The sequence below is a fragment of the Amycolatopsis sp. MEPSY49 genome, assembly GCF_051337345.1.
Classification (GTDB): domain Bacteria; phylum Actinomycetota; class Actinomycetes; order Mycobacteriales; family Pseudonocardiaceae; genus Amycolatopsis.
Genome location: NZ_JBDLYJ010000010.1, coordinates 32,153 through 52,807 on the forward strand (window position 1 = coordinate 32,153; position 20,655 = coordinate 52,807).

The following is a 20,655-nucleotide window of genomic DNA, read 5'->3' on the forward strand; positions in this document are numbered from 1 at the left end:
ACTACCGGTAGAGTGTCACCCGTGACCACCGCGAAGCGCAAGCGCATGCCCCGGGCCGAGCGGATGCGGCAGATGGTCGAGGTCGCCGAAGAGGTGTTTTCGGCGCGCGGCTACGCGGCCGCGTCCATGGACGAGATCGCCGAACTGGTGGGCGTCTCCAAGCCGATGCTCTACGAGTACTTCAACTCGAAGGAAGGCCTGCTCCTGGCCTGCATCCGCGAGTCACGGTCGGTCCTGCGCGAGGTCACCGAGCAGGCGACGGTCGGCGCGGCCACCGCCGAGGACGCCCTGCGCCGCGGCCTGCTGGCCTTCTTCGTCTTCATCCGCGAGCGGCGCCAGGCATGGTCGCTCCTGCGGCACGAAATGGCCCTGATCGGCACGCCGGCCGCCGACGAGGTCGAGGAGACCCGCCGCCAGCAGACCGACCTCATCGCCGCCCTGATGAGCGGCTACTTCGACAGCGGCGACGACCTGCGCGCCGAAGCGGCCGCGGAATTCGTGGTCGGAGCCTGCGAACGGCTCGCGATCTGGTGCGAACGCCACGACGAAGTGAGCCCCCAGACAGCCACCGAATACGCCATGGACGTGCTGTGGAGCGGCCTCCAGCACCGTGCACGGTAGTTTGCAAGTGCATTAGGCCATTCGGTCGTTACTCAGCGCTGTCGTGTCGTGTGACACAGAGTTGCTCTACGGTATCGAGGACACGGTAGAAAGTGTGCTGGACTTTTCGCAGCCGAGAGGGGGCGCCGATACCGCGTCATGGGAATGCGGTGGCGGCGTCACGGTTGTGTAAAGCATGGTGGCGGAGAAGAGGGGCGTGAGGCAGATGGTGGAAGCGATCACGGCGACGTACATCCAAGAGGACGCCGACTGGGCGATCACGGTCAGCGGCCTGGGCAAGGAGCTCACCGCGCGAGCACCCGGCATCATCGCCGCGCGCGACCGAGCCGACCAGCTGGTCGAGGAACTCGGCGGCGACGGCAAAACCACCGTCGTCCACCTGCTCAACGGCAGCGCGTTCGAGTTCACCCAGGCCTACATGACGGCCCGGCTGACCCTCCCCAAACTGCCCCCGCTCGAGGTCCCGCCACCCGGCAGCGTCCCGAAGCAGCAGAAGGCCGCTTCGGACAAGAAGCCGGCACTGCCCCCGAGCAAGCAGCTCCCCAAAGCGGTCGAGGAAAGCAAGCCGGCAACCGAGCCCGCCGCCGCCGAGAAGACAACGGAGCAGGCCCGCGCCTGACCCGCGCTACTTCAGCAGTTTGCGCACCAACAGAACCAGCACAAGGATCCCGCCACCGATCAAGGGATACTTGACCTTCGGGTTGTCCAGCTTCGCACGCACCCCACGCTGAGCCGCATCCGCGAGCTTCTTCGGGTCCGCCTTGACGGTCAGCTGATCAAGCGTCGCCGCCAAAGCGGTCCTGGCCTGCTCGATCTCACGCTCGATCGTCTCCGGATCGCGAGCCACATGTCCTCCTCGCCACAACAACTGCCGAACCCCAACTTAGACGACCGCCCCGCAACCACCACACCGGCCACGCCGCACGCTACGCTGCCAACCGCAACGGGCCCGTAGCCCAATTGGCAGAGGCACATGGTTTAGGTCCATGCCAGTGAGAGTTCGAGTCTCTCCGGGCCCACGTTCCGCTTCCTTGCTCGACGCTTCGCTCTGCTCCTTGCTCGACGCTTCGCGTCTCCGCCGGGCTCCACTTCGTCGTGTCTTCTGGGGGTGCAACCCCCAGACCCCGCCCGGCGGGCTTCGCCCCCGGACCCCCTCCCCGGGGCTTCGCCCCGGACCCCTTCTCGGGGCTTCGCCCCCGGCCCCGCCCTGGCGGGCTCCTCCCCGGGGCTCCCGCCCCTGTTCCCGCCCTGGCCGGCTCCCGGTCGGCTCCGCCTCTCAGCCGGCTCCGTCCTCGGGGCTTCGCCCCGGGTTCCTTCGGGGGCTTCGCCCCCGGGCCCCCGCTTCTTTCGTGGTCAGCTGGGGGTTTGGGGCTGCCAGTTATCTTCGGCGTACTGGCTCGCTGTGCGTGGCTTCTTGCCCGTCAGGCTCTCGAAGTCGCTCGTTCGGGGGCTGAAGACTCCTGCCCTCACCAGCTTGAACAGGTGCAGCATGTGGTCTACCCAGGCCTCCGGGCGGCCTGATTTTGCGAAGTGGGCTCGGTGCTCCTCCGGTGTTGCGTCCACGTGGTGGATGGGGCGGCCCGATGTCCTGGCCAGTAGCTCTGCCACCTCTCCGAACGTCAACTGCTCCGGGCCTGTGATCGTGTAGCTGCGGCCTTCGTGGCCTTCCTGCGTCAGGACCGCTGCCGCCGCGTCCGCCAGGTCTCGGGTGTCCGTGAACCTCACCTTGCTCTTGCCGCTTCCCGCGTACAGCTCGTTCCTCTCGCGCAACGCCCTTGCGAACACCCACTCGTCCTCGTCGAAGTTCTGCAAGAACCAGCTCGGGCGCAAGATCGTCCAGCTCCTGCCCGACTTCTCCACTGCCAGCTCGACCGCTCGGCGCGGTGCGTTGTCCGGTGTCTTGTCGACACCCACCGCCGACATCAGCACCACCCTCGTCACCGACGTCGCCGCATCGAGGAATCGGGTGATGATCGTCGCCGCCTTCTCGTCGCTGTCCAGTCCCTTCAGGAACAGCGCCTCCGCGTTGCCGACCGCTGGGGCCCACGTCGATTCGTCGTACCAGTCGAACCGGACCGGGGTCACCAAGCCCTTTACGTCGCCGGGGTGGCGGCTTGCCGCCCGTACCGGTACCCCTGCCGCCGTCAGAGCCTCCACCACTCGTCGGCCGGCCTTGCCTGTCGCACCTTCGATCCACACCGTCATTACTTCAAACTAGAGACGGCAGGCGAGACGGTGAATGGCTCAGACGCGCACTACATTGTCCGATCGTCTCGCTATGGTGGACCCATGGATGTGCTCGCCGACGTACTGGCAGCTCTGCGCGCCGGCACTCCGGTTGCCGCCCACACCGAAGCGCATGCTCCCTGGGGGTTGCGCTTCGATCACACCACCGGGGCCGCCTTTCACGTTGTTCTGCAGGGCACCTCCTGGCTCACCCCGCTGCCCGGTGGTGCCGACTTCGAGCCGGTCGAACTCGGGCCCGGTGATGTCGTCCTGCTCGGGCGCGGCGTTCCCCACGCCTTGACCTCGACGCCCGGCACGCCCCTCGTCGACTTCCGGCCCACGCGGCCCTCCGCGGCCACGCCCTTCGGGCGCGTCTCGCTCCCTGGCCCCGGTGCTCGCGCGACGATCGTCTGCGGTGCCTACCGGCTGCGCCGGCACCGGCCGCACCCGCTCCTGCGGGACCTGCCCGAGGTGGCGCACCTGCCCGCCGTGCCCGGCCGCCACCCCGGGCTGCGGGCGATGGTGCAGCTCCTCGGCGACGAGCTGGCCGCGCACCCTCCCGGGGCCGCCGTTGTCGCTCCCTCGCTCGTCGATGCCCTGCTCGTCTACATGCTGCGGGCCTGGCTGCACGAGACCGCCGGTGCTCCCGGGTGGTCGAGTGCGCTCGCCGATCCCGTTACCGCGCGGGCGCTGGCCGCCATTCACGGCGATCCCGCCCGGGCCTGGACCGTCGAGCAGCTCGGTGCTGCGGCCGGGCTCTCGCGGGCCGCCTTCGCCCGGCGGTTCACCTCTCTTGTCGGTGAACCACCGCTGACCTACCTCACCCGGTGGCGGATGACCACCGCCGCGCAGCTGCTCCGCGAGTCCGATCGGCCGGTCGCGCAGGTCGCCGCGGCCGTCGGATACGGGTCGGCTTTCGCCTTCTCCAAAGCCTTTCGGCGCGAGTACGCCACCACCCCCGGTGGCTACCGCGGTGCCGAGCTCAGCTGAACTCGACCGCGATGTGTGGGTGGAGGGCCTGCAGGAAGTCGGCCGCGTCGAAAATCTCCCCTGCCGATGCGACGCCTGTCGCCTTTGTCCGTCCACTCAGGATTCGCTCCACGGCTTCGACCGCCAGCGGTGCGCTGACCGCGTAGATGTCCTCGCCGCGCGCGATCGCCCGGCGCTCCTCGCCGCCCGCGCGGACCAGCACCTCCACCACGAACGTCTCCGCCACGTCACGCTCGTTCGCCGCCGCCAGGCCGTTCGCCGCGTCGGTCGTCATGTAGCTGGTGACGTCGGCGACCTTCAGGTGACTCGGGATCGTCACGATGTCGGCCATCGAGAACTCGCCGAGCACCCGCTTGGTGCCCAGCGGCTCCGGGAACGTCCACTCCAGCGACCGCAACGCGTCCTCGCGGTACTCCAGGCGGCCGCCCGTGAAACGGATGCGCTTGCCGTCGCGGCGTTCCCGGGACACCCGGCCCGCTTCGAGCGTGCCGGGCGTCGGGTGCCAGCCGCTCAGCCCGTACGCCACGTGGATCTCGTCGGCCGCCGGCCAGTCGCCCATCGCCGCCGTCGCCAGCAGGTCGGCCAAGCCGCCGAAGAACGCCATCGCGGGCACCACCACCGTGTCGACGGCCAGCGCGAACGTGTCGAGGTTGGCCTCGATCTCGGCCGCGACGTCCACGTACGGCACTCCGGCGCGCGCCGCCGCCTCGATCAGCGGGCGCGCCGTCGCGGCGAACGGCCCGGCGCAGTTGATCACCGCGGCGACACCGTCCAGCGCGCGGTCGAGCGACGCCGGGTCGTCGACCGAGGCCGGCCGCCCTCCCGGGAGCTTCGCCGCGTCGCGGCCGGAAAGGACCGGGGTGAAGCCGCGTTCGCGCAGCTCAGCCACCACGAAACGGCCGGTGTGTCCGTAAGCGCCGTAAACCAGAACCGAAGTCATGCGGCCATCCTCGCGATGGTTCTCCCCTGGCGACAGTGTCCGGAACGCCGTGCTACGTACACTTTCGGACATGCACGCAGTCGCGCTCGCCGCCACCGACGGGATGCTGTCGTTCGAGCTGACGATCGCGTCCGAGGTGTTCGGCGACGACCCGCGGTACGACTTCGCGGTCTGCGGCTCGGCGCCGGTCCGCGTCGGCCGGTTCCTCCTGGAGCCCGACGACGGCCTCGACCGGCTGGCGCGCGCGGGCACGGTGCTCGTGCCCGGCTGGGCGGACGTCGATGTGGACCCGCCCGCCGACCTCGTCGAAGCGGTGCGGGCGGCCCACGCGGCCGGCGCGCGGGTGGCATCGCTCTGCACGGGCGCGTTCGTGCTCGCCGCGGCCGGCCTGCTCGACGGCCTCCGCGCGACGACGCACTGGGCGCACACCGACGTCCTCGCCGCCCGGTTCCCGCGGGTGACGGTGGACCCCGACGTGCTGTACGTCGACAACGGCAGCGTGCTGACCTCGGCGGGCAAGGCGGCGGCGATGGACCTGTGCCTGCACCTGGTCCGCGCCGACCACGGCCCGGCGGCGGCCAACGCGGTCGCCCGCCGCCTGGTGGTACCCCCGCACCGAGCGGGCGGCCAGGCCCAGTACGTGGCAACCCCGGTCCCGGCCCGCGACGACCACCCACTGGCGGCGCTCCTCCCGTGGATCACCGCGCGCTTGGACCAGCCGCTGACCGTGGAGGACCTGGCCCGCCAGGCGAAGGTGAGCACCCGCCACCTGACCCGCCACTTCCACGCGGCGACGGGCACGACACCGTTGCGGTGGCTGCTGATCCAGCGAATCCGGCGGGCGCAGGAGCTGCTGGAGAACACAGACTCACCGGTGGAGACGATCGCGGCCTCGGTCGGGATGGGCACGGCGACGACGTTGCGCCGGCACTTCAACCGGACGGTGGGCGTGCCTCCGGACACCTACCGGCGCACCTTCCGCGGTCAGTAGCGCACGTCGCTCTGCAGCAGCGGTGGGTACACAGTGGACGGTTCGCCGTCGACCGTCGCGCCCGCGAACTGCAGCATTGCCCGCTGGGCGCCGTGCATCGGGGCCGGGTAGTCCAGCGTCGGCGCGGAAACCTCGTCCAGCCGGGCCAGCTCCGACGCCGGGAGCGTGACGTCCAGGCCCGCCAAGTTGCCGGTCAGGTGCTCCAGCCGCCGCGCGCCGACGATCGGCACCACCGTGCCCGGCCGCGCCCGCAGCCACGCCAGGGAAACCGCCGCCGACGTCGTCTCCAGCGCCGAAGCGATCTCGGCGACCACGTCGATGACCGCGTACTCCGCTTCCGACGGGCCACCGACGAACGCGGCCCGCGCGGAATCCGGCGCCGACGAGCCACGCCGGTACTTGCCCGACAGGAAGCCGTTCTTCAGCGGGCTCCACGGCGTCAGCGCGATGCCCTGGTCCAGCGCGAACGGCGCCAGCTCCCCCTCCACCGTCCGCGCCAGCAGCGAGTACTCGACCTGCAGCGCCACCAGCGGTGTCCAGCCCCGCAGCAACGCCGTCGTCTGGGCCTGCGCCGTGACCCACGCCGGGGTGTTCGAGAAGCCGACGTAGCGGATCTTGCCCGCGCGCACGAGGTCGTCGAGGGTCCGCAGCGTCTCCTCGATCGGCGTGTGCCGGTCCCAGTTGTGCAGCCAGTACAGGTCGAGGTAGTCCGTCCGCAGCCGGCGCAGCGACTCGTCGAGCTGGGCGATGATCGACCCGCGCCCCGCGCCGCCGCCGTTGGGGTCGCCCGGGAACATGTTGCCGAAGAACTTCGACGCCAGCACCACGTGCTGACGGCGTCCCGGCCGCGCCGCGAAGAAGTCGCCGAGGATCTTCTCCGAGTGGCCGTTGGTGTAGAAGTTGGCCGTGTCGACGAAGTTCCCGCCGAGGTCGAGGTAGGTCGCGAGGATCTTCTCGGACTCCTCGACGCCGCAGCCGGCGCCGCCAGGATCTTCGCCGAAGGTCATCGCGCCGAGCGCGAACGGGCTGACGCGCAGCCCGGACCGGCCGAGGGTGACGTAGTGGTCGAGTGGCATGGAACTCTCCTCCGGTGTCGGATCAACACAAGAAGGAAACCGCGCAAACCCAGCTCAACGGTAGATCGATCGACGCGGGCTCTTGCACGATCCGCGCAACCTGGATTGTCAGCGGCAAGCGGCCGTGCTTCCCTGGAGGCGTGCTGACCGAGCTTCGCGACCTCGTCGCCGCCCACGCGCGCGCCGACCTGCGCACGCCGATCCCCGGCCTGCTGCTGTCCGAAGTGGACACCAGCGAGCCGCACCACTCGCTGGCCGAGCCGCTCCTGGTGGTGATGGCCCAGGGCGGCAAGCGCCTGCTGCTCGGCGAGCAGGTGCACACCTACCGCGCCGGGCAGTACCTGCTGGTCGGCACCGACCTGCCGGTGACCGGCCACTTCGTCGGCGCGACGCCGGAGACACCGGCGCTGGGCGTCGGCCTGGCACTGCGGCCCGCGGCCATCGCCCCGCTGCTGCTCGAAGCCCCGCCGGGCCGGTTCCCCCGCACCCCGCCGCCGTCGCCGATCGCGACCGGGGACGCGAGCCCCGAGCTGCTCGACGCCGTCGTCCGGCTGGTGCGGCTGCTCGACCACCCCGCCGACGCGCCCGTGCTCGCCCCGCTGATCGAGCGGGAGATCCTCTGGCGGCTGCTGACCGGCCCGCACGGCGGCCTGCTCCGCCAGATCGGCCTGGCCGACAGCGGTCTGGCCCATGTCGGCCGCGCGATCCGGTGGATCCGCGAGAACTTCGCCGAACCGATGCGGATCGGCGAGCTCGCGCGGCTGAGCGGGCTGAGCCCGTCGGCGTTCCACCGGCACTTCCGCGCGGTCACGGCGATGAGCCCGCTGCAGTTCCAGAAGCGCATCCGCCTGCAGGAGGCCCGTTCGCTGCTGCTGGCCGACGCGGGCGACGTCGCCGGCGTCGGGCACCTCGTCGGCTACGACAGCCCGTCGCAGTTCAACCGCGAGTACCGCCGCCTTTTCGGCGCCCCGCCCGGCCAGGACGCGGCCCGGCTGCGCGCGGCAGCCGCCCCGGGGCCGCGGCTGCCCTGACGTCCGATCCGTTCAAGACCCGCGCCCGCGCCGGTGCGACGCTGACGGCATGGCTGTGAACCTTTCCGCGGCGGCGTCGTTCATGGCGACGCACGCCCGGCTCCTCGACCGACGCCGCTTCGAGCTGCTCCGCGGCGAAACCCACGCCGACGCCGTTCTGGCCGCCGTCGACGGCTACCGCAACCCCGACGGGGGCTACGGCTGGGGCCTCGAGCCCGACCTGCGGGCGCCGGAAAGCCAGCCCGGCGGCGCGCTGCACGCCTTCGAGGTCTTCGAAGAGCTCGGCCCGGACACCACCCCGCACGCCGCGCGGCTCTGCGACTGGCTGGCTTCGGTGTCGACCCCGGACGGCGGCCTGCCCTTCGCCCTGCCCGTGGCGGACCCGGCGGGCTGCGCGCCCTTCTGGGTCCAGGCCGACCCGAAGGAGGCGACACTGCAGAGCACGGCGTTCGCCGCCGGTGTCGCCCTGCGCGTCGCCCGTCACGACCGCGCGGTGCGCGACCACCCGTGGCTCGCCGCGGCGACCGAATACTGCTTCCGCGAGATCCGCGCGCTTTCCGACGCACCGCACGCGATCGCGCTGTCGTTCGCGGTGGGCATGGTGGACGCGGCGCACGACTTCCACGCCGAGGCCGCCCCGCTGCTGGACCGGCTGGCCGCGTACGTCTCACCGGACGGCCTGGTCCCGGTGGCCGGCGGTTCGGACGGGGAAACCCTGCGCGCCCTGGACTTCGCGCCGCTGCCGGACCGCCCGGCCCGCGCGTTGTTCGCGGACTCCGTCATCGAAACGGAGCTGCGGCGGCTCGCCGAACAGCAGCAGGACGACGGTGGCTGGCGCGTCGACTTCGCCAGTTATTCGCCCGCCGCCGAGCTCGAATGGCGCGGTTACGCGACCGTCCGTGCGGTGTCGATCCTGCAGCGCAACGGAGTCGTTTGAGCTTCTACACGAGCGGTGCCGAGCTTCACTCGGCCGTGGCACATCGAAGTTACCGGCGGTGACCGGTCACGTCCCTTACGGTGTGCCCGGCCGAACCCGTACTGTGACGGGACGCAGGTGCCCGGAGGTGAAGCATGACGTCGCGCAACCCGTTGAGCTGGTTCGCCCGCTGGGCCGACTGGTTCGAGGAACGCGGCGTCTACGTGCCCGGCGAGGAGAGCCGCGCGGTCGACCCGGTCCGCGATTTCGGCTGGCTGATGGCCGCGTGGGTGGCCGGCGTGGCGATCTTCATCCTGCTGCTCGCGCTCGCGGTTTAAGTGGCATGTCGGTGGTGATTGTCACCACCCGTGCCGTTCCGGTCACGGATTGGCCACGGGGCGGCACCAGGTGCGCGACAACCCCCTGTGTTTCCTCGTAACCCCGCGCGATCACGGCCAGAGTGGAGCGGGTTCGCCCGGCACGCCCCGTTGCCGAACGGCACCCCCGACCCGCCGACTGGAGTACCCGCGATGGCGCTCGCGCGCACGTGCAAGATCATGTTCACCACAGGACTGCTTTCCCTGGCGGTGGCGTGCGGGGTCCCTTCGGCGCAGGACGGCACCGCGGCCCTCGGCGCGGGCTCGCCGGCGGGCGCGGGAGCGTCGGCTTCGCAGGCGGGCAACGACCTCAAGTTCGGCGCCGACCACCGGTTCGCCAGCGGCCTCACCATCTCGGTCGGCTCGCCCAAGTCGTTCCAGCCCAGCGTGTCGGCGTACCCGCGCAGCCCCCGCGGCGCGGCGTTCGACGTCGAGCTGACGAACGACGGCGCGACGACGTACAAGCTCTCGGGCCTCACGGTCACCGCGACCTCGTCGGGCAACCCGGTCAAGCAGGTCGTGGACACGACGCAGGGGTTCACCGGCATCGCCGACGCGGGCAAGGACGTGCTGCCGGGCCGTTCGGTGCACGTCACGCTGGCGTTCGCGGTCCCGCCGGAGCCGGCCCAGCTGCGCCTGCAGATCCGCCCGAGCGCGACGGAGCCCGCCGCGGTCACCTACTGCGGCCCGGCCTGACGCTACGCTCGGCCCCATGACCGAGCGACTTTCCCCCGGCGACGAAGCCCCGGACTTCACCCTGCCCGACAGCGAGGGCAAGAGCGTTTCGCTGCGCGACTTCCGCGGCAAGTCCGTGGTGGTGTACTTCTACCCGGCGGCGAGCACCCCGGGCTGCACCAAGCAGGCGTGCGACTTCCGCGACAACCTCGCCGAGCTGAACGACGCGGGCTACCAGGTCATCGGCATTTCCCCGGACACGCAGGCGAAGCTGGCGAAGTTCGCGGCGAACGAGAGCCTGACGTTCCCCCTCCTGGGCGACCCGGACAAGGGCGTCATCGAGGCGTGGGGCGCGTACGGCGAGAAGAAGAACTACGGCAAGACGTATATGGGCGTGATCCGTTCGACATTCGTCGTCGACCCGGAGGGCAAGATCGCGAACGCGTTCTACAACGTCCGCGCGACCGGCCACGTGGCGAAGCTGATCCGGGACCTCGGCCTGGCGTCCTGACTTCCACCCGCTTGCAGGCTTGTCCTCCCCCAGTCCGCGCGGAAACATCCGGCGGTCTGAGGGTGGGAGGACGGTTTGACGGGCTTGGAAGCACCAGCGCTGAAGCTCGGCGGGCAGATCGCGTCATCCGCGGCGAAGTCGTGGCTACAGCGGCGGAAGGCCGGCGTCGCGCGGTCCGCTGATCTGGTCGAGCTGGCAGCTGGTGAGCTGAAGGGCCCGCTGGAGCGGCGTAAGCTGGAGAACTTGGTCCAGAACATCGGCACGCAGGTGGCCGAGCAGCTGGAGCAGGTTCTCGCCGACCGCTTTTCGACGTTGCCGCAAAACGAGATCGACGCGGCTTTCCTGGCGGTCGAAGACGCGCTGACCAAGGCAGATTTGTCCGACGACGCCCTGCTGTCGGCGGACACGGACCCGGAACAGCTGGCCCGAAAGGTCCGCGGCGAACTCCCGGACCTGGCCGCCGAGCGCCACCTCGCCCCCAAGGCGGCCGCGTTGTACGAGCTGGCGCTCGACCAGGCGTGCCGTCACCTCGTGCAGGTGGTCCGGCACCTGCCGTCATTCCAGCCGCGCGCGCTCGCCGAATTGCTGGGTCGGCTCAGCAAGCAGGGCGACCAGTTGGAAGAGCTGTTGGCTCGCCTGCCGAAGACGAGCCTCACCGCACCGGACGGCCCCGACCGCGACGCCGAGTTCGAGGCGAGTTATCTGGGTTTGCTCGCCCGCGACCTCGACCGGCTCGAGCTGCTCGGCCTGACGATGGACGACCAGCCCGCATTGCCGCTGACGGTCGCCTACCTGAGCTTGAGCGTCTCACCCGAGGGCGGATCCCGTGCGGCCGACCGTCGCCTGGACGAGCTGTGGTTCGCAAAGCGCCACGACCACGCGGGCAGCGCGAACATGCGGGTGGAGACAGCGCTGAGCGGCGCCACCCGGGTCCTGGTCCGGGGCGAAGCCGGATCGGGCAAGACGACATTGCTGGACTGGCTGGCCGTGACGGCGGCCCGCGGCCGGTTCACCGGCAAGCTCGCAGGTTGGAACGGCCGGGTGCCGTTCCCGATCCGGCTGCGCTCCTTCGCGGACGAGTCGTTGCCGCGTCCGGAGGAGTTCGTCGCACACATCGCGCCGATGCTGGCCCCGCCGGACGGCTGGGCCCGCCGCCTGCTCGACACCGGACGGGCGATGGTCCTCGTCGACGGGGTCGACGAGGTCGGTACGAGCCACCGCCGGGAGGTGAAGTCTTGGCTGCGCGAGCTGACACTGGCGTTCCCGGACAGCGTGGTCGTCGTGACCTCGCGCACCGCCGCGGCGGACCAGAACTGGCTGTTCCACGAAGGGTTCGGCTGCGTCCTGCTCGAGCCGATGAACGCCGACGACATCCGGGCCCTGGTGGAGCGCTGGCACAAGGCCGCGGCAGCCGGTGGCACGGTGCGGTCGGGCACCGACCTGCCCGCGGTCCAGCGACGGCTGCTCAACCAGCTCGACAGCCGGCCGCACTTGCGGACCCTCGCATCCAGCCCGCTGCTCTGCGCGATGTTGTGCGCCCTCAACTTGGCCCACCGGTCCGAGCTCCCGCGCGACCGGATGGACCTGTACCGCAAGGCGCTGTCGATGCTGCTGCACCTGCGCGACGCGGAGCGCAAAATCGGCGTGATCCTCACGGAGGCGCAAAAGCAGATCCTGCTGGGCGACCTGGCGTGGCGGCTATCGCTGGCGTCGAAGGTGGAACTGCCGAAGGACCGCGTACGCGAGCACCTCGCCCGCCGCCTGCCCTCGCTGCCGCACGTCGACCACACGCCGGACGAGGTGCTGGACCACCTTCTCGAACGCAGCGGTGTGCTTCGCGAGCCGGTACGCGACCGGGTCGACTTTGTGCACCGGACCTTCCAGGAGTGCTTGGCCGCCAACGAAGCGACCGAGCAGGACTACCTGGAGACGTTGATCGAGCGAGCCCACCTGGACACGTGGTGGGAGACGATCGTGATGGCGTGCGGCCACGCGAAGCACCATCAAGCAGGGACGTTGCTGACCGGCATCCTGGACCGGGCGGACGAGGGAACGCGCCACGCCCGCCACCTCCGGCTCCTCGCGGCGGCGTGCCTGGAGACGGTGAGCAACGTGTCGCCGGACGTCATCGCCCGGGTCGAGGCGATGATCCAGGAGCACTTGGTACCGCCGCGAAGCCTGCGGGAGACGCAGTCGTTGGCATCGATCGGGCATCGGGTGCTGCGGTATCTGCCGGAGACCCTCGATGGGCTGTCGGAGGCGGTGGCAGCGGCTTCGGTCCGGGCAGCGGCACTGACCGCGGGCGCCGACGCGCTGAAGCTTCTGCACAACTACGCGCAGGACCCTCGCCCGAAAGTTCAGCGCCAACTGACCCAAGCCTGGCAGTACTTCGACCCGGAAAAGTATGCGATCGATGTCTTGGCTGATTCTCCCCTGGCCGACGGCCGGGCGACGGTCGAGACCGCACGGCTCTTGCCGCACGTGCGCCACCTGAAGAACCTGACCAGACTGCGAGTCACCCTGCCATTTTCGGAAGCGCAACCGGATCTCAGCGCACTCGACTCACTGCCCTGCTTGAGTTCCGTTCTCCTATTCCTTGACGAGAAGGCGACTGTCGATCTCGGCTCTTTGAGAGATCACTCGAATCTGGACTCGATCTTCCTGCACTTCGCCCGCAAGTTTGTCGGCGTGCGACACTTGAAGAGCCTTCGTCAGCTGAATTACCTAATTCTCAACAACAGGCTGCCGTGGCGTGATCTCGAAGCCTTCAGCGAGCTGACGACTACCACATTTCTCGCCCTCACCAGCCTGCAGCGGGTAAGAAGTCTTGATCCCCTCGCCTCCTTGGAGAAGCTTGAGACCGTCGTTCTTCAGGGAATTCGGCCGAAAATATTGTCTCTGTCAACACCCTTAGTCACACTCAGAAGCGTCGTACTCCACGCACATAGCAAATCAGAGAAGATTCAGATAACCGGCGAGGCCATCATCAAGTGCTTTCCCATGGTGGAGACACTCGATCTGTACGAGATGGCAATCGTGGATCTCGGTTCGATCGCCGCCGGACGACACCTGAGAAAATTGACACTCAGCTCACTGACCGCGCCGGTGGATCTCAGCCCGCTGACCGACCTGAACGTGACCGTCGAAGCCACGAAAACCGAGCTCCTCGGCGTGGAGAAGCTCGGCCCCGGAGTCAAGCTGATCGTCCACTAACCGTCGGCGAGTTCCCGCAACGCCGGGAGCAGGGCGCGCAACGCCCTGCCCCGGTGGGAAACCGCGTCCTTCTCCGCCGGCTCCATCTCCGCCGACGTCCGGGACTCCCCGTCCGGCACGAAAATCGGGTCGTACCCGAACCCGTTCACACCCCGCCGCGCACGGACCAAAGACCCGCGCCACTCGCCGCGGACCACCGTCTCCTCGCCCGAAGGCAGGACCAAAGCCGCCGCGCACACGAACTGCGCCCCACGCCTCTCGTCCGGCACGTCCCGCAACTGCCCCAGCACCAAGTCCAGATTCGCGTCGTCGTCGCCGTGCCGACCTGACCACCGCGCCGACAGCACACCCGGCATGCCGTTCAACGCGTCGACTGCGATGCCCGAGTCGTCGGCGATGGCCGGCAGACCACAAGCCGCCACCGCGTCGCGGGCCTTCGCCACCGCGTTGCCCTCGAAATCCGGTGCCGTCTCGGGCGCCTCCGGGAACGACGGGACGTCCGCGAGCCCGATGACCTCCAGCCCGGAAATCCCTTCCGCCGCAAGGATCCGCCGCAGCTCGCCGAGCTTCTTCTCGTTGCGCGTCGCCAGCAGCAACTTCGTCACTTCGAGCCCTTCTTCTTGTCCGGGCGCGGTTCCGGCAGCTCGCCCGGGTACGGCAGCGCCAGCGCCTCGTTCTGCAACCGGGTCAGCTCGGCGCACCCCGCCAGCGCCATGTCCAGCATCGTGTCCAAAGTGGACCGCGCGAACGTCGCGCCCTCGCCGGTGCCCTGGACCTCGATCAGCGTGCCCGCGTCCGTCGCCACCACGTTCATGTCGACCTCGGCGCGCGAGTCCTCTTCGTACGGCAGGTCGAGCCGCACGCGGCCGTCGACCACGCCGACGCTCACCGCCGCCACCGACGACGACAGCGGCTGCGGGTCGTTGAGCCGGTTCGCCGCGCCCAGCCACGTGATCGCGTCCGCCAGCGCCACGTAACCGCCGGTCACCGCGGCCGTGCGGGTACCGCCGTCGGCCTGGATGACGTCGCAGTCGATGACGATCGTGTTCTCGCCCAGCGCCGCCAGGTCGATGCAGGCCCGCAGCGAACGGCCGATCAGCCGCGAGATCTCGTGCGTGCGCCCGCCGATGCGGCCCTTGACCGACTCGCGGTCGCCGCGGGTGTTGGTCGCCGACGGCAGCATCGCGTACTCGGCGGTCACCCACCCCAGCCCGGACCCGGCCCGCCAGCGCGGCACCCCTTCGGTGACGCTCGCCGCGCACAGCACGCGAGTGTTGCCGAATTCGATCAGGACCGACCCCGCCGGCCACTGCTGGAACCCCCGGGTGATCTTGATGTCCCGGAGCTGGTCGTCGTTCCTGCCATCTTTACGAGCCACGGGGAGCACTCTAGGACCGGGCGCTCAGACGTCGTATACGGCACCCTGCTTGACGACCTCGGCGCCGGGGAACTCCGCCGAGGCCTCGGCCAGGACCGCGCCGGCGTCCGTCCACGGCGCGATGTGCGTCAGCAGCAGCCGCCCGACCGCGGCGTCGCGCGCCAGCTCGCCGGCCTGCTTGCCCGACAGGTGCACCCCGGCCGGCCGCTCCGCCGAATCCGTCCAGGACGCTTCGGCCAGCAGCAGGTCGACGCCGTCGGCGAGCTCGTTCAGCGCCCGGCACGGCCCGGTGTCGCCGGTGAACGCCAGGATCCGGCCGCCGTAGGAGATGCGCAGGCCGTACGCCGGGGTCGGGTGGTCCACCTCGACCGCGACGACCTCGAACGGCCCGATCCGGAACGGCTCCGGCCGCAGCGGGCGGAAGGCGTAGACGTCGGAGAGGTCCGTGACGGCCCGCTCGGTTTCGTTGGGCGCGTACGCGTTCGCGAGCCGGACCGGCGCGTCCGGCGGCGCGTAGAGCGGCAGCAGGCGCGGGCGCGCCGGGTACGGCGGCGCCGGGTGGTAGCGCCGCAGGACGGTGAGTGCGCTGACGTCGGCGCAGTGGTCGGGGTGCAGGTGCGTGAGCACCAGGGCGTCCAGGTCGAACGGATCGGCCACGGCCTGCAGCTGCGCCAGCGTGCCGTTGCCGAGTTCGAGGCCGAGCAGGAAGCCCTCGGCCTCGACCAGGTAGCCGGACGCCGCGGTGTTCGGCCCGGGGATGCTGCCGGAGCACCCGAGGATGGTCAGTCGCACGTCGACACCCTAAGCGCCTTCAGGCCCGATCACGCGGTGGTGGGAGCGAGGACACCCGGGGCGAACCCCATGAAGCGCGCGGCGAGCCGGGTGAACGGCTCGGCCGAGCCGGTGGCCAGGAACTCGTGCCGCGGCGGGGTCTCCCGGGTCGTCAGCAGGTCCCGTTCGGTGAGCACGCGGACGACGTCCTTGGCCGTCTCCTCCGCACTCGACACGAGGGTGACCTCCTGGCCCATCACGATCTGGAGCACTCCCTGCAGGAGCGGGTAGTGCGTGCAGCCGAGCACGAGCGTGTCGACCTGGGCGTCGAGCAGCGGCTGGAGGTAGCCCTGCGCCAGCCCGAGCACCTGGCGGCCGGAGGTGATGCCGCGTTCGACGAAGTCGACGAACCGCGGGCAGGCGACGCTGGTGAGCGTGATGCCCGGCGCGGCGGCGAACGCGTCCTCGTAGGCGCGCGACCGCACGGTGCCTTCGGTGCCGATCACGCCGACGCGGCCGGTGTGGGTCGCCACGACCGCGCGGCGCGCGGCCGGGAGGACCACCTCGATCACCGGCACGTCGTAGCGCTCACGCGCGTCGCGCAGGCAGGCCGCCGACGCCGTGTTGCAGGCGATGACCAGGGCCTTCACGCCGCTTTCGACGATCTCGTCGAGCGCCTCCAGCGCGTAGCTGCGCGCGGTGGCGATGGGGAGCGGCCCGTACGGGTTGCGCGCCGTGTCACCGACGTACCGGAGCTGCTCGGCGGGCAGCTGCTCGAGGAGCGCCCTCGCCACCGTCAGCCCGCCGACACCGGAATCGAACACGCCGATCGGGGCATCAGCGGGCGAAGATGTCACGCTTCGAGGTTACCCGTCGCCGCCGGGACGTCCTTGCGCGACCGGCGGCTCGTCAGCCACGCCGCGAGGACGCCGGCCAGCGCGCCGAAGACGTGTCCCTGCCAGGAAACGCCCGGGTTGCCCGGCAGCAGGCCGGCGAGCATGCCGCTCCACACGCCGAGCAGGACGACGGCGACCAGGATCTGCCCGGCCGCGCGGTTGAAGATGCCGCGCACCAGCAGGTAGGCGAGCCAGCCGAAGGCCAGCCCGGACGCGCCGACGGTGACCCCGTTCGCCGGCCCGGCCAGCCACACCCCGAGCCCGGACACCACCCAGATGATGGCCGTGACCAGCGCGAACCGGCCGATCCCGGCGGCCATGGCGAGGAAGGAGAACACGAGCACCGGCACGGTGTTCGCGAACAGGTGCGTCCAGCCGGCGTGCAGCAGCGGCGCGAAGAGCACGCCGTCGAGACCGGACAGCGCCCGCGAGTGGATGCCGCCCTGGTCCAGGTCGCCGGGGATGATCACGTCGGCCAGCTCGACCAGGTAGAGCAGCAGGGTGAAGGAGAGCGCCACGAGCGCGGCCGCCTTGGGCTTCGGCGGCAGCACGCGCTTGGCGGCGTCGGTTTCCGGGGCGGGGTTCAAAGTGCTCACGTGATCGACGGTACGTCGGCCCCGGCGCGTCCACCTCGGGTGAAATCCCTGATCCCCTCATTTTGTCGGTGGTGCCCGCTAACGTTTCGCGGCATGGGGAACTTCGATGTCACGGCATACCTGACGCGGCTCGGCCTGGAGGCGGAGCCGCCGAGCGTGGCCGCGCTGCGGCGCCTGCACGCGGCGCAGGTCGAACGCGTGCCGTACGAGGCGCTGGAGATCCAGCTCGGGCGGCCGACACCGCTGGAGCCGTCGGCGTCGCTGGCGCGGATCCTGCGTGGTCGCGGCGGGTACTGCTACCACCTGAACGGCGCCTTCTCGGCGTTGCTGCGCGAGCTCGGCTACCAGGTCACGCGCCACCTCGGCGGGGTGCAGGGCAGCCCGGGCGACGCGCCGAACGTCGACCGCAACCACCTGGCGCTGACCGTCTCCGGCCTGCCGGACGACCCGGGGACGACGTGGCTGGTGGACGCGGGGCTGGGCGACGGCATCCACGAGCCGCTCCCCCTACGGGAAGGCACGTACACCCAGGGCCCGCACACCTACCGGCTGCGGCCGTCGGAGGCGGCGCCGGGCGGCTGGCGGTTCGATCACGACCCGTCGGGCAGCTTCACCGGCTTCGACTTCGCGCCGGGCGCGGCGGAGATGGCCGACTTCGCGGAGAAGCACGCGTGGCTGTCGACCGCGCCGGAGTCCGGGTTCGTCCGGGTCTGCGTGCTGCAGCGCCGGGACGCGGCGGGCGTCGACACTCTGCGGGCGCGCACGTTGAACCGCCACGGCGTCAAGGAGGTCGTCGAGTCGCCGGCGGAGTGGTGGGCGGCAGCGGCGGACGTCTTCGGCGTCACCCCGGACCTGTTCACCGACGCGGAGCGCGAGCGGCTGTGGCGGCAGGTCGTGGCGCAGCACGACGCCCACACGGGAGGGCCGGTGGTCAGCGTGTGACCGGGGCCGGCGGCAGCGGCGTCCGGCCCAACGCGAAGCCGACGGCGGCGTCGGCGTGCAGGCGGGTGGTGGGGAACGTCGGCACGGGCGAGTCGGCCGGGCCGACGAGCAGCTCGATCTCGGTGCAGCCGTAGATCACGCCCTCGGCGCCGGCCTCGACGAGCCGCGCGATCACGCCGCGGTAGGCCTCGCGCGACTCCGGCTTCACGACGCCGAGCACGAGTTCGTCGTAGATGACGCGGTGGACGAGGTCGCGGTCGTCCTCGGTGGGCACGAGCACGTCGAGGCCGTGCGCGGCGAGCCGGTCGCGGTAGAACGGCTGGCCCATGGTGAAGCCGGTGCCCAGCAGCCCGATCCGCCGGATCCCGGCGGCCTGGATGGCCGCGGCGGTGGCGTCGCCGAGGTGCAGCAGCGGGATGCCGAGGCCGTCGGTGAGCCGGTCGGCGACCTTGTGCATGGTGTTGGTGCAGAGGACGACGAAGTCGGCCCCCGCGGCCTCCAGCGCGCGGGCGGCCCGGTTCAGCTCGGCCCCGGCGTCGTCCCAGCGTCCCTCGGCCTGCATGGCCTCGATGGCGGCGAAGTCGACGGAGTAGAGCACGGTGTGCGCGGAGTGGAAGCCGCCGAGCAGGGTTTTCACCCGTTCGTTGACGAGCCGGTAGTACTCGATCGACGATTCCCAGCTCATCCCGCCCAGCAGCCCGATGACCTTCATGATGGTCAGCATGCCCGAACTGCGCACGGCTTTCGCCGGGGTGGCGAACGTCCTGGTCACCGACGGCACCTCGGCCGTCCTGGTCGACGGCTTCTTCTCACGGCCGTCCCTGCTGAAGATGGCGACGCGGGTGGCACCGGACCGCGGCCGGATCGACGACGCCCTGCGGCGCCTCGGAGTCACGAAGCTGGACGCCGTCCTGGTCGCGCATTCCCACGTCGACCACGTCCTCGACGCGCCGGTCGTGGCCGAACTGACCGGCGCCACGCTGGCCGGCTCGCCGTCGACCAGGAAGGTGCAGGAGGGCTACGGCCTGGCCGACGAGCCCTTCGAAGAGCTGGTGCCGGGCAAGCCCGTCGAGTTCGGCGCTTTCACCGTGACGCCGGTCGAGGCCGTCCACAGCGCCGGTGACCGGGTGCCCGGCGAGATCACCGAGCCGGTCCGGGTGCCGGCCAAGGCGAAGGCGTTCAAGACCGGGCGCTGCTACTCGTTCCACATCGCGCACGCGGCGGGCAGCGTCCAGGTCCACGCGTCGGCGAACTTCGTGCCCGGAGCGCTCGCCGGCTACTCCGCGGACGTCGTCTACCTGGGCATCGGCGCGGCGGGGAAGCAGACCGAAGAGTGGCGGGAGCAGTACTGGCGCGAGACCGTCGGCGCGCTCGGACCGCGCAAGGTCCGGCCAATCCACTGGGACGCCTTCTGGCGGCCGCTGTCCAAGCCGCTGAAGCTGCTGCCCAAGCTGTTCGACGACCTGGGCGCGACGATGGCGACCTTCGAGCGGCTGGCCGAGGCCGACGGCGTCGACCTCGCCCTGCCCGAGCTCTGGAAAGCCGAGTGACTCAGGCCCAGAGCTGCCCGTCGAGCCGTTCGGCGGCCTCGTCGAGCGACCCCGCGTAGGCCCCCGTCGACAGGTACTTCCACCCCGCGTCCGCGACGACGAAAGCCACGTCCGCCGGCTCACCACGCGCGGCGGCCTTCTCGGCCACCGCCAGCGCGGCGTGCAGCACCGCGCCCGTCGAGATGCCCGCGAAGATGCCTTCGTGCTCCAGCAGTTCGCGAGTGCGCCGCAGAGCGTCGTACGCGCCCACGGAGTACCGGCCGTTGAGCACCGAAGGGTCGTACAGCTCCGGGACGAACCCCTCGTCGAGGTTGCGCAGGCCGTACACCAGCTCGCCGTAGCGGGGCTCGGCCGCGATCACCTGGACGTCCGGCTTCGCCTCGTGCAGGTAGCGCCCGACGCCGACCAGCGTGCCGGTCGTGCCGAGGCCGCCGACGAAGTGCGTCAGCGTCGGGAGGTCCTTCAGCAGCTCGGGCCCGGTGCCGCGGTAGTGCGCGTCGGCGTTGGCTGGGTTGCCGTACTGGTAGAGCATCACCCAGTCCGGGTTCGCCTCGGCCAGCTCCTTCGCCCGCCGGACGGCCTCGTTCGAGCCGCCCGCGGCCGGGGAGAACACGATCCGCGCGCCGTAGGCCTGCAGCAGCTGCTTGCGCTCGGTCGAGGTGTTCTCCGGCATCACGCAGACCAGCCCGTAGCCCTTGAGCTTGGCGGCCATGGCCAGCGAGATGCCGGTGTTGCCCGACGTCGGCTCCAGGATCGTGGAGCCGCGGCGGAGCTTGCCTTCGCGCTCGGCGGCTTCGATCATGGCCAGCGCGGGCCGGTCCTTGATCGAGCCGGTCGGGTTGCGGTCCTCCAGCTTCGCCCACAGGCGCACGTCGTGCGTGGGCGAAAGCCGGGGCAGCCCGACCAGCGGGGTGCCGCCGAGCGCGTCGAGCAGGGACTCGAAGCGAGCCATCGA

At 70.8% G+C, this 20,655-nt stretch carries 23 protein-coding genes and 1 tRNA gene; 13 read left to right on the forward strand and 11 right to left on the reverse strand.

Translation table 11 applies throughout. The features are described from left to right. The first annotated feature begins 63 nt into the window (after nucleotides 1–63). Nucleotides 64–621: a TetR/AcrR family transcriptional regulator gene (locus tag ABFJ78_RS35410; protein WP_436392010.1), complete on the forward strand. Its 558-nt coding sequence runs from the start codon at nucleotides 64–66 to the stop codon at nucleotides 619–621. Between the two features lie 205 nt (nucleotides 622–826). Then, nucleotides 827–1,240 carry a hypothetical protein gene (locus ABFJ78_RS35415; protein ID WP_436392012.1) on the forward strand — a complete coding sequence of 138 codons (414 nt, stop codon included), beginning with the start codon at nucleotides 827–829 and terminating at the stop codon, nucleotides 1,238–1,240. A gap of 6 nt (nucleotides 1,241–1,246) precedes the next feature. On the opposite strand, the gene ABFJ78_RS35420 is transcribed toward ABFJ78_RS35415, so the two are convergent. Beyond that, entirely contained in the window at nucleotides 1,247–1,468 is a 222-nt protein-coding gene (locus tag ABFJ78_RS35420) for a DUF3618 domain-containing protein (protein ID WP_364452623.1), read from the reverse strand. A 98-nt stretch (nucleotides 1,469–1,566) separates the two neighbouring features. Here ABFJ78_RS35420 and ABFJ78_RS35425 point away from each other — a divergent pair. Next, nucleotides 1,567–1,640: transfer RNA gene (locus ABFJ78_RS35425), tRNA-Leu, on the forward strand. 334 nt (nucleotides 1,641–1,974) lie between these two features. Here the strand turns inward: ABFJ78_RS35425 and ABFJ78_RS35430 are convergent. Then, the gene (locus ABFJ78_RS35430; RefSeq protein WP_436391548.1) at nucleotides 1,975–2,826 is read right to left on the reverse strand and encodes an NAD(P)H-binding protein; all 852 of its coding nucleotides are present in this window, start codon (nucleotides 2,824–2,826) and stop codon (nucleotides 1,975–1,977) included. Between the two features lie 84 nt (nucleotides 2,827–2,910). Between ABFJ78_RS35430 and ABFJ78_RS35435 the strand changes: the two genes are divergently transcribed. Continuing rightward, entirely contained in the window at nucleotides 2,911–3,837 is a 927-nt protein-coding gene (locus tag ABFJ78_RS35435) for an AraC family transcriptional regulator (protein ID WP_436391550.1), read from the forward strand. On the opposite strand, the gene ABFJ78_RS35440 is transcribed toward ABFJ78_RS35435, so the two are convergent. Continuing rightward, the gene (locus ABFJ78_RS35440) at nucleotides 3,830–4,777 is read right to left on the reverse strand and encodes an NAD(P)H-binding protein (protein ID WP_436391552.1); all 948 of its coding nucleotides are present in this window, start codon (nucleotides 4,775–4,777) and stop codon (nucleotides 3,830–3,832) included. The two genes, ABFJ78_RS35435 and ABFJ78_RS35440, sit on opposite strands and share 8 nt — an antisense overlap. A gap of 70 nt (nucleotides 4,778–4,847) precedes the next feature. Here ABFJ78_RS35440 and ABFJ78_RS35445 point away from each other — a divergent pair, with 70 nt between their 5' ends. Continuing rightward, nucleotides 4,848–5,768 carry a helix-turn-helix domain-containing protein gene (locus ABFJ78_RS35445; RefSeq protein ID WP_436391554.1) on the forward strand — a complete coding sequence of 307 codons (921 nt, stop codon included), beginning with the start codon at nucleotides 4,848–4,850 and terminating at the stop codon, nucleotides 5,766–5,768. Here ABFJ78_RS35445 and ABFJ78_RS35450 read toward each other — a convergent pair. Next, nucleotides 5,762–6,844 (reverse strand): aldo/keto reductase, encoded by a 1,083-nt coding sequence (locus ABFJ78_RS35450; protein ID WP_436391556.1) that lies wholly within the window; start codon nucleotides 6,842–6,844, stop codon nucleotides 5,762–5,764. The two genes, ABFJ78_RS35445 and ABFJ78_RS35450, sit on opposite strands and share 7 nt — an antisense overlap. 140 nt (nucleotides 6,845–6,984) lie before the next feature. Here ABFJ78_RS35450 and ABFJ78_RS35455 point away from each other — a divergent pair, with 140 nt between their 5' ends. The 6 genes from ABFJ78_RS35455 to ABFJ78_RS35480 all read left to right on the forward strand — a co-directional run bounded on the left by ABFJ78_RS35455 (nucleotide 6,985) and on the right by ABFJ78_RS35480 (nucleotide 13,567). Next, entirely contained in the window at nucleotides 6,985–7,875 is an 891-nt protein-coding gene (locus ABFJ78_RS35455; protein ID WP_436391558.1) for an AraC family transcriptional regulator, read from the forward strand. A 49-nt stretch (nucleotides 7,876–7,924) separates the two neighbouring features. After that, entirely contained in the window at nucleotides 7,925–8,812 is an 888-nt protein-coding gene (locus ABFJ78_RS35460; RefSeq protein WP_436391560.1) for a hypothetical protein, read from the forward strand. A 134-nt stretch (nucleotides 8,813–8,946) separates the two neighbouring features. Beyond that, on the forward strand, nucleotides 8,947–9,129 hold the full coding sequence (locus ABFJ78_RS35465) for a hypothetical protein (RefSeq protein WP_436391561.1): 183 nt from the start codon (nucleotides 8,947–8,949) through the stop codon (nucleotides 9,127–9,129). 192 nt (nucleotides 9,130–9,321) lie between these two features. Continuing rightward, nucleotides 9,322–9,864 carry a hypothetical protein gene (locus ABFJ78_RS35470; protein WP_436391563.1) on the forward strand — a complete coding sequence of 181 codons (543 nt, stop codon included), beginning with the start codon at nucleotides 9,322–9,324 and terminating at the stop codon, nucleotides 9,862–9,864. A 16-nt stretch (nucleotides 9,865–9,880) separates the two neighbouring features. After that, nucleotides 9,881–10,354: a thioredoxin-dependent thiol peroxidase gene (gene bcp, locus ABFJ78_RS35475; RefSeq protein WP_436391565.1), complete on the forward strand. Its 474-nt coding sequence runs from the start codon at nucleotides 9,881–9,883 to the stop codon at nucleotides 10,352–10,354. A gap of 75 nt (nucleotides 10,355–10,429) precedes the next feature. Beyond that, on the forward strand, nucleotides 10,430–13,567 hold the full coding sequence (locus ABFJ78_RS35480) for an NACHT domain-containing protein (protein WP_436391566.1): 3,138 nt from the start codon (nucleotides 10,430–10,432) through the stop codon (nucleotides 13,565–13,567). On the opposite strand, the gene rdgB is transcribed toward ABFJ78_RS35480, so the two are convergent. From rdgB to ABFJ78_RS35505, 5 genes are read right to left on the reverse strand one after another with little or no spacing between them, the layout of a single operon-like run. Next, nucleotides 13,564–14,172, reverse strand: coding sequence for an RdgB/HAM1 family non-canonical purine NTP pyrophosphatase (gene rdgB / locus ABFJ78_RS35485; protein ID WP_436391568.1), 609 nt, complete (start codon nucleotides 14,170–14,172; stop codon nucleotides 13,564–13,566). The genes ABFJ78_RS35480 and rdgB overlap by 4 nt on opposite strands. Continuing rightward, nucleotides 14,169–14,945, reverse strand: a complete 777-nt coding sequence (gene rph / locus ABFJ78_RS35490) for a ribonuclease PH (protein ID WP_093948149.1) — start codon at nucleotides 14,943–14,945, stop codon at nucleotides 14,169–14,171. The genes rdgB and rph overlap by 4 nt, the downstream gene beginning before the upstream one ends. A gap of 24 nt (nucleotides 14,946–14,969) precedes the next feature. Continuing rightward, entirely contained in the window at nucleotides 14,970–15,737 is a 768-nt protein-coding gene (locus ABFJ78_RS35495; RefSeq protein ID WP_436391570.1) for an MBL fold metallo-hydrolase, read from the reverse strand. A gap of 29 nt (nucleotides 15,738–15,766) precedes the next feature. Further along, nucleotides 15,767–16,573 carry a glutamate racemase gene (gene murI / locus ABFJ78_RS35500; RefSeq protein WP_364452653.1) on the reverse strand — a complete coding sequence of 269 codons (807 nt, stop codon included), beginning with the start codon at nucleotides 16,571–16,573 and terminating at the stop codon, nucleotides 15,767–15,769. Beyond that, entirely contained in the window at nucleotides 16,570–17,208 is a 639-nt protein-coding gene (locus ABFJ78_RS35505) for a rhomboid family intramembrane serine protease (RefSeq protein WP_436391572.1), read from the reverse strand. The genes murI and ABFJ78_RS35505 overlap by 4 nt, the downstream gene beginning before the upstream one ends. A 93-nt stretch (nucleotides 17,209–17,301) precedes the next feature. Between ABFJ78_RS35505 and ABFJ78_RS35510 the strand changes: the two genes are divergently transcribed. Next, the gene (locus tag ABFJ78_RS35510; RefSeq protein ID WP_436391574.1) at nucleotides 17,302–18,150 is read left to right on the forward strand and encodes an arylamine N-acetyltransferase family protein; all 849 of its coding nucleotides are present in this window, start codon (nucleotides 17,302–17,304) and stop codon (nucleotides 18,148–18,150) included. Here the strand turns inward: ABFJ78_RS35510 and ABFJ78_RS35515 are convergent. Continuing rightward, nucleotides 18,140–18,862 carry an aspartate/glutamate racemase family protein gene (locus ABFJ78_RS35515; protein WP_436392014.1) on the reverse strand — a complete coding sequence of 241 codons (723 nt, stop codon included), beginning with the start codon at nucleotides 18,860–18,862 and terminating at the stop codon, nucleotides 18,140–18,142. The two genes, ABFJ78_RS35510 and ABFJ78_RS35515, sit on opposite strands and share 11 nt — an antisense overlap. A 10-nt stretch (nucleotides 18,863–18,872) precedes the next feature. On the opposite strand from ABFJ78_RS35515, the gene ABFJ78_RS35520 reads away from it, so the two are divergent. After that, the gene (locus ABFJ78_RS35520; RefSeq protein ID WP_436391576.1) at nucleotides 18,873–19,700 is read left to right on the forward strand and encodes an MBL fold metallo-hydrolase; all 828 of its coding nucleotides are present in this window, start codon (nucleotides 18,873–18,875) and stop codon (nucleotides 19,698–19,700) included. A 1-nt stretch (nucleotide 19,701) separates the two neighbouring features. On the opposite strand, the gene ABFJ78_RS35525 is transcribed toward ABFJ78_RS35520, so the two are convergent. After that, nucleotides 19,702–20,652, reverse strand: a complete 951-nt coding sequence (locus tag ABFJ78_RS35525; protein WP_436391578.1) for a PLP-dependent cysteine synthase family protein — start codon at nucleotides 20,650–20,652, stop codon at nucleotides 19,702–19,704. Between the last annotated feature and the right edge of the window lie 3 nt (nucleotides 20,653–20,655).